At 58.9% G+C, this 8,115-nt stretch carries 6 protein-coding genes and 1 pseudogene; all 7 read left to right on the top strand.

What is annotated here, in order from left to right:
• Positions 1-401, top strand: a pseudogene (locus AC1DIO_RS34710) (hypothetical protein); the annotation flags it as partial.
• Positions 402-998: 597 nt separating this feature from the next.
• Positions 999-1,649, top strand: coding sequence for a hypothetical protein (locus AC1DIO_RS34705; protein ID WP_476854892.1), 651 nt, complete (start codon positions 999-1,001; stop codon positions 1,647-1,649).
• A gap of 872 nt (positions 1,650-2,521) precedes the next feature.
• Positions 2,522-2,821, top strand: a complete 300-nt coding sequence (locus AC1DIO_RS34700) for a hypothetical protein (protein ID WP_476776346.1) — start codon at positions 2,522-2,524, stop codon at positions 2,819-2,821.
• Positions 2,818-3,678 (top strand): glucose-1-phosphate thymidylyltransferase RfbA, encoded by an 861-nt coding sequence (gene rfbA / locus AC1DIO_RS34695; RefSeq protein WP_476854891.1) that lies wholly within the window; start codon positions 2,818-2,820, stop codon positions 3,676-3,678. Before AC1DIO_RS34700 ends, rfbA begins: the two co-directional genes overlap by 4 nt.
• 876 nt (positions 3,679-4,554) lie before the next feature.
• Positions 4,555-4,824 (top strand): hypothetical protein, encoded by a 270-nt coding sequence (locus tag AC1DIO_RS34690; protein ID WP_476776348.1) that lies wholly within the window; start codon positions 4,555-4,557, stop codon positions 4,822-4,824.
• Positions 4,825-4,930: 106 nt separating this feature from the next.
• On the top strand, positions 4,931-5,902 hold the full coding sequence (locus AC1DIO_RS34685; RefSeq protein ID WP_476854890.1) for a hypothetical protein: 972 nt from the start codon (positions 4,931-4,933) through the stop codon (positions 5,900-5,902).
• A gap of 855 nt (positions 5,903-6,757) precedes the next feature.
• Complete coding sequence (locus AC1DIO_RS34680) at positions 6,758-7,450, top strand: hypothetical protein (protein ID WP_476777541.1); 693 nt, start codon at positions 6,758-6,760, stop codon at positions 7,448-7,450.
• Positions 7,451-8,115 lie beyond the last annotated feature (665 nt).

The following is an 8,115-nucleotide window of genomic DNA, read 5'->3' as shown; positions in this document are numbered from 1 at the left end:
CCGCTGCGGACATCGTCATCGACCAGACCACCGGTCGCTCGAAGCTGACCAAGGGCTTCGCCATCACTGCTGGCCTGAAGCACTACTGGACCCCGACCATCCGTTCGGAAGTCTATGGTTCGTACTCCGAGCTCGACATGGGCGCCTCGATCCAGAACGGCCTCTTCACCGTCCAGGGGAACGTCCCGGTCAAGCTTGACCCGAAGGAGTTCATCATCGGCACCAACCTCGTCTGGACCCCGGTTTCGGGTCTCGATATCGGCGTGGAAGTTCTCTACTCCAAGGTTGAGCTGAAGAACCGCATCGGTCAGGTCGACAACTTCGGCCAACGCACCGGCAACCTGCTGATCAAGTCGGACGACGCCCTCACCGGCCGTCTGCGCATCCAGCGCGACTTCTGATCGGGTCTCCGATCCTAGTCGGAAAGCCCCGGGGAAACCCGGGGCTTTTTTCGTTATCCTAATAGTTTGACGTTATAACGCTGAGCAATAACGAACGGGATCTGCGCGAGGCGGTGATCAATATCGCGATCCGCTGGTTCGTCGGCTACGGCCTTCACGAGCCACTGCCCGCCCATTCGTGATTGACGCGCATCCTAAACGGCCGAGGGTTTCCGTTAGAACTTTGAACGCACGGTCCAGGCAGGCCGCCGGGGTCGCGACCGGAGAAGTAGTCCATCTCCACGCCCCGGTCCGTGCCCATGTCAGTTGGGGCGCGCTCGCCGTCCGTCACGTCGAGCCCGTCGCGGAGGCCAACCTTGACCAAGCAGTCCGCGGGCCGCAGAAGCTGGCCGCGCCCGATCCAGATGCCAGACCCCCACCCTCGCCGGAAGTGACAGTTGCTCTCGCCGCGGAATGCGGCGTAAAACCCGCGGAGTTCTTGATTGCCGCTGAATGGCAGCCTAGATCACGGCAGCATCGGCACAGCTTTGTACTCGATAGATTGAGATTGGACCGCAACGGAAGTCGTATAGGCCAACATTAATACGGATGAAACTGATGACACCTAGTCAAGCTAGAGCGGCGCGCGCGATGCTTAATCTCGATATGAAAACTGTTTGCAGATTGGCGGCAGTTGGAAAGCGGACGCTGACGGAGTTTGAATCAGGATTCCGCACGATAAGCGACACAACAAAAGTCAAGATTAAGGCATTCTATATCTCAAGAGGGATCGAATTTGTAGAAACTGCGGATCATAGTCAAGTAGTAAGCTTCAAGAATTTCGCCGCATATGATTTAGAAAATTTGGATTCAATACGAGATAAAGATGAGTATATCGATCTTTTTGGAGCGCGCGAGATTGACAATGCATTTCGGTCAATAGAGGACACTTTTGATAAATTAAGCCGGCATCTTTTCTTTTCACGAAAACTATTAAATGAGATCATGGCAAAGGAAAACATTAATCAAAAGCAATTAGCATTGATTCTAGAATGTTCACCCGCTTTCATTAGCTCAATAATAGTTGGACAAAAGCTAATCCCCGCTTCGATGGTTGAAAAATTACACAGATTCTATCGTAATTCAAAGATCGATATGAAAATCGCAATTACGTGCGAAAAAAATCTAGGTGCGAGTATATTGGCTATTACAAAATTGATTACGGCTGCAAAGAATGAATTGAATGCATTATCTCGCGGCGGAATATAGCGTTCCGGTAATAATTAATAAACCGGCATAGCACGTACCCCCTAGGCTCAGGGCCAACAAAATTGGAATGATCTATGATTCGCAGTCTCTGAAGAGGAGGCGGTGATGGCTGATTTGTTTCTTCTGAGCGAGCGCCAGATCCGGGCTAGCCGCGTCGCTAAGCTCAAGTCTGAAAGCCACCCTTTTCGGTCGACGTCGCTCTATTTGTTGGGGAATACAGCACAGAAATTTCAATGACTTAGTGCCGCTTCCCAAGCTGGCGTCTTCGCGAAAATGTTCGCCTCCTCGCCCGGCGAACCTTGAGAACATGCGGGCTACGTGGATGGCTAACCGATTTGCTAAGCCGTTGAAATCGGCGACTGTCTGCAGTCCCTTCCGGGACGCCACTAAGCTGTCAGGCGATACCGGATCGGGTATGCTTTCCGACCACTACGCTCTCCCGCTACCATCTTTCTCTAAGAAAAATCAAAAACTTAGAGAAATTCGAGGCGAAACCAGACGCGTTGGGCGACTTGCAACACGTTGCAGATTCCGGCCGATTCCGCCTGTTTTCGGGTGTTGCAATTAAGTCCATGCAACACGATGCAACACGGGTCGCGCGAAGTTTCACATGGCATCAGACGTGATTTTGACGATGGCGGCCTGGCGAGCTGGGTCAAGTGGAGCGCCAGCGGCGTTACGCCACAAGGCCACATCCCCCTGTKAGCCGTTTGAGCCACTGAAAGTGGTCATTMGCGCCGGACCGCCCTATTCCATCGCCTCGCGCTTGGTTGAGAAGGCGCGGCGTAGCCGGGCCTGCCAGTCAGACGAGCGTCGGCGTGTCGTTGACGCGGTCCGGCGGCGCGACTACCTGCGGCTAGGCAGGAGACTTCATGTCCAATTTTACCTTCGCGCCTCTCGCCATTCCCGGTCCTGTGCTGGTCCGGCCGCGACGTTTCGATGACCGCGGCTACATCATGGAAACCTATAGCCGCGAGCCTTTCGACAGGGATCGCGCCGAATTTCATTCAGGACAACCAATCGCCCTCGTCGCTGGCGCACGAGCGAGCCGTCCGGCCAATTCGGTGCTTGATTCCGCCCGGTTCGCCGCGACCTTTGGCTATCGCGCAAAGCCGTGGCAAGAACGCATGCGCGAGGTGGTGGGCTCGTTGACGGCGCAGAGGGTATCATGAAGGGCATCATTCTCGCGGGTGGCACCGGCACGCGGCTGCACCCGGTGACCTCGGTGGTCTCGAAGCAGTTGCTGCCCGTCTACGACAAGCCGATGATCTACTACCCGCTCTCGACGCTGATGCTTGCGGGTATCCGCGAGATCCTGATCATCACCACCCCCCATGATCAGGCGCTGTTTGCCCGCTTGCTGGGGGACGGGACCCAGTTTGGCCTGAAGCTCAGCTACGCCGTGCAGGCCGAGCCGCGCGGCCTTGCCGACGCATTCATCGTCGGGCGCGATTTCGTCGGGATCGATCGCGTCGCGTTGGTTCTTGGTGACAACATCTTCTACGGCCACGGCCTGCCTGAGTTAATGGCGGAGGCGATCGCGCGGCCGACGGGGGCGACCGTCTTCGGTTATGCCGTCTCCGATCCGCAGCGTTATGGCGTGGTCGAGATCGACGCGGCGGGCACGGGCATCTCGATCGAGGAGAAGCCGGCCGAACCGAAATCCAATCTCGCGGTGACCGGCCTTTATTTCTACGACAACGATGTGCTCGACATCGCGGCGGGCATCGCGCCGTCGGCGCGCGGCGAGATCGAGATCACCGATATCAACCGCGTCTACATGGCGCGTGGTAAGCTTCACGTTCAGATCATGGGCCGGGGCTTCGCCTGGCTCGATACCGGCACGCATGAGAGCCTGATGGAAGCCGGGCAGTTCATCGAGATCCTGGAGCGGCGCCAGGGCATGAAGATCTCCTGCCCGGAGGAAATCGCCTTMCGTAAGGGGTTCATCACTCGCGATCAGCTGGCCGAACTGGMGAAGCTGACGGGCAAATCGAGCTACGGGCAGTATCTTGCGAAACTGCTCTGATTGCGGGCCTTCCGGCTCATGAAGGTGCGGAGATCGGTATGACCTGGTCGGCGCGGCAAGGCACGAAACTCGAGGATGAGCGGATCCGCCCCGGTGACGCGCGCACACGACAGCTACTCCACGACTCGCAGTAGCCCCGCCGGTTCTGGGGAAACTCGGCGGGGCTACTAGGCCGTGTCGACGATGTGATGCGCCGTCACGCGGTTAGGGAACGCGAGGCGAGATGAGCAGTTCCCTCCGCCTAACCAGATTAGATTCGCCAAGAGCCACTCGGCCCGGCTCCTCAGTAGCAGATGGTCGAGAAGCCGAGGGTGTTGCAGAAAGTCATGCCCCGGGGCGGGCTCGGCTGCACGACGACAGGCCGGGCCGGGATGTTCCGTCGCTGGATCTCGTTGCTCATTTCGATACCCCTGGCCTGCATCTGGGCATAGCCATCGAGCTGCGACCATGAGTTGCAATATCGACCAAAGGCGAGCCGCCGGGTTTTCCACTGACGTTGCGTTAATGATACAGCGCGTCCGTTGGCTGATCGACTTTGCGCAAACCGGCCTGGGGTGACCGTTAAGCCGCCCCACTCCGGCATTCATGCCGACCACTATAGAGGCGCTGGCGCCCTAACAGACCCGCGTCCGTGATTTCAGGAAACACCATGCAGACTGAAGACGTGACGCTAACAGGTTGCGCTTTCGTCCGCGTGTACAGAACATTCCTAGCGGCAACTAACGCCCGCGACCTCGCGGCTGCATATGATCCGCAGAATTGGTGACATATTTCACACACGAGGCCGGCCAACCGGCGGCAAGCTCCCGCAACAACTTGCCGGCGTCCATCGCGGCTGCAAGTCTGTCGCCTCGCACTGCTACTATGGCGCGCCCGATGCTCTTCAATTCTACCGAGTTCATTATCGTCTTTCTTCCGCTTGCGGTGCTCCTGCCCTTCGCTCTTGCGCGCTTGAGCGCGGCGGCTGCGATCCTCGACACGATGCTGCCGTCGCTCGTCTTCTATGCTTGGTGGAACCCGCCTTCGTGCTCTTGCCTGTCGCGTCGATCGTCGCGAATTTCTGTTTCGCGCGGCCTTGCCCGCAGCCTTTTCCTCGACGGACGCCTTGCCGAACTCCAGCCAGGTTTGCCCGATGCTCTGGCGTAAGAAGAAGCCGGTTTCTGCCGCGTCCGGGATGAAGCCTCGGACCTATGCGCTGACGCTGATTCTGGGGGCTGCGGCACTCTTTATCAGTGTCGTCGTCGCGAATGTCGTGATCGATCCGCAGGGCGTGTTCGGCACAAACGTCCTTCCGCGTACGCCCAACCTCAATTACCACTACCGCAATCTCGCGGCCTATGACGCTGCGCCGGACAGTTTCGACGGCGTGCTGTTCGGCTCCTCTCGCGCCCAGGCCACGCCGCCGGCGGAGCTGTCCCGCCGCCTGGACGGGGTGAATTTCGCCAGTTTCTCGGTCACGCGCGGCATGCTGCCGGACTTCCTGCCCGCGCTCGAATACGTCCTCGCCGACAAGGCGAAACGAGGGCAGCACTTGCGAGCCGTGTTTCTGCTCCTTGATATCGATACCTTCGGAGATCCCCCGGCGACCAACCGCTACATCGAGACCTTGCTGCCTCAGGCCCTGAGCGGCGAAAGCGGCGTGTATTTCTGGTGGCGCAATCTCACGGCGCTGCAGGTCAGGAGCTGGCAGCGTATCCTGCGCGAGGCCCGGGCCGCGCTCGAGGAGGAAGATCGCCAGACCCCTTCGGTCCTCAATAAGGTGAAACTGGCATTCGTCCGTTTGGCATCGTTGAGCAGTTTGGCCGGACGCGGCGCGCAGGCCGGAAGCGACTACAACAGGCCGTTCGCGCAGCGCGCGTATTTCGCAGACCAGCTGCAGATCCTGCAGCGCATCGCCACGCTGACCCGGCAGAACGGCACCAGGCTCATCGTGGCCGTCAGCCCGCTCCATCGGGCCGTCGAGAGCCGTTACTTGCCGAAGGATCTCGCGCAAGCGCTTGATCAGGTTGCGCGCGTCACGCCACTCTGGGACTTCACGGGTGCCGACTGGCTCTCGGACGATCCGAACTATTGGATGGGTGACCAGGCTCACTATTCCACGGAGGTCGGCCGCATGATGCTGGCCCGCATCTTCGGTGGCCCAATGCCGCCCGACTGGGAACGATTCGGCCGCTTGAGGGGGGCTGAGGGCGCGGTCGCTTCAGACCCGGGTTTGCGTCGATAGAGTCTATGTGTCGCCATCTTGATATCGCGCGTCGCTTGTGTCCGCAGGCGGCGGTCGCCACTCGTCCCCCCTGATGCGCAGCGCGGATCTACTGGACCGACGCCATCACCTCGACTGCTTTGACCTCGACGGGCTGGCCTCCCTCAATGACACAGTCAAGCCGCTGCCTTCTATAGGTCTCGAACCGGCGGTCGCGCCGTGTTCCTCATAGCCGGCCTCGACGTATTTACGTCCCGGTTTCGCAAGCTGCTCTCCGGAGAACCCGATGCCCTCAGCGCCGACGTTGCGGGCCTCGGGCCCTAGTTGCACGTTTCCGCTTGTCGTCCCCTCCATTCGCGCAAGCCTATCCTGCTGCGTGAAGGAGTTGCCGACGGAAGCGCAGTTAAGATGGTCCGACGAGACGATGACCCGCTGTCACGGAGTTCTTATCTGGACGGCGATCGTGGTGATAATTACAGCAGGAACGCGGCTACCGCTCATCCAGTGAGCGCCCAAGAATGAGGTGAGGCGATACAAGCGCTGATGTCTTCATCTTCTGCTGCAGGAGCTCGCCGATGGTTGGGGTCGGTCGGCATATTTATTAGTGTGCTCCTGGCGTCGCTGGGGCTCATGATGGCCCTTTCAGTATGGCGTGATCCGTACTGGGTGTTCCGCGACAACCCGCCTTGGACGGACAATGGCGCCGGGGTCAGTCGCCTCTTCGATGTCGAAATGCGTAAAATCAAGCCTCTTCAGATTGCGAGGACCCGACCCTCGACGTTGCTAATTGGGTCGTCTGTTGTTTACCGCGGGATCGATCCTCGCCATCTCGCGACAGATACCCGAAGCACTTACAATGCGGGGATATCCTCGTTGATGGCTGACGAATTGCCGCAGCTAGCGGCGCTGGCAGCAGAGTTCAAGAGCACTCGCCGCGTCATCATCTCTCTCGACTATTTCATGTTCTCGGGGCTTCCCCCGCCACCTCCGCTGAGCCCAAAGATCGTGTCGATGGTGGGGCGATGGGAGTTGCTGGTGTCGACGGTTCTGAACTTAAAGGCCCCCTTCCAGCTATTCGGCAGCAACCGCCTTCGCACTGAGCCGGGCGTCTGGCACGCTAATGGGTTCAAGGAGACGCCCGATTTCGACGCAGATCTGACACGTCGTATAAGCGCTGCGCAAAACGTCGCTGCCATGGATTACCGTCCGCAGAGCCTTGCCTACCTCGACAAAGCGCTGGAGCGCCTGAGCGCACGCGAATTGCATGTGGTGCTTTCACCAATGAGTTCCACGCAACGTGATCTATTACGCGATGGTGGGCGAGATGCTGAACTGGCTGCCTGGCGCCGAGACGTGGCTATTGTAGCGGCAAACCATGGGCTGAAGCTTCACGATTTAATCGCTAATCACCCCTTCAATGATTTTGACCCAAACAAGGGCTCATCGCGCTATTGGCTAGATACAATGCACTTCAAACCAGAGGTAGGGCGCTGGGTTCTCACGCAAATCGGCCTAGTAAAGGCTGAGGAGAGCGAGCTTAGGAACCCTCGGCTACGGGACGGATCCTAATCCCTAACAGCTGCTGGGCCCCCGCCGCTTCGGGCGCGCGAGTCTTTAGGCTATGACTTGCGCAGGTTGAGTAAAGGGGTCAAGTGCGCGCAGAGAGGCACACGCCAGAACGATCGATATCTCGAGGATGCCCATTGTCGCCTCCGAGGTTCGCTCAGCTTCAACTGCGGTCACACTGCCGAAGCTCCGACCTAGCTTCGCCCAAAACAAAAGGGCCTGCCACGCCTTTCGGAGCGGCGGGCAAATTCGGGGTATCCGCGTTCAGGTTTAATGCGCTGTTGCGTTCGCAGTTTCAGGCGCATGTCGGGGAATCGCGTTCCACGCCGACGGATGTCCTTCAATGACAAGGCCAAGCCGCCGTTGACGTGTTTTACAGCGTCATAGAGCGGCTCCATCTACTCTTAAAGGCCCGCCTTTGTCAGGTAGGTTTAGGCAATGTGCGCCGAATAGGCGGCCAGCCGCTCGACCAATTGCGCCTCCCGTTCGAGCGATCGGGAGCCGGATTAGGGCGGCTAGGTGTCGAAGCTATGAAGGTTGTTCATCCGGGCCGGTGCTGAGAGGCTGGGGTTGCGAAGCTCCAACGCCTGCGCCGGAKGTGCCCGGATGAACGTCCATCAGAATGCCCGTTTGACGCCTTGCGGTCGAGCCCTGCTGGCAGAGCGAGC

This window comes from Allobosea sp. 05T439, from assembly GCF_056396005.1.
Note: the sequence above shows the minus strand (reverse complement) of the source record. Positions and strands in the feature narration are given on the sequence as shown.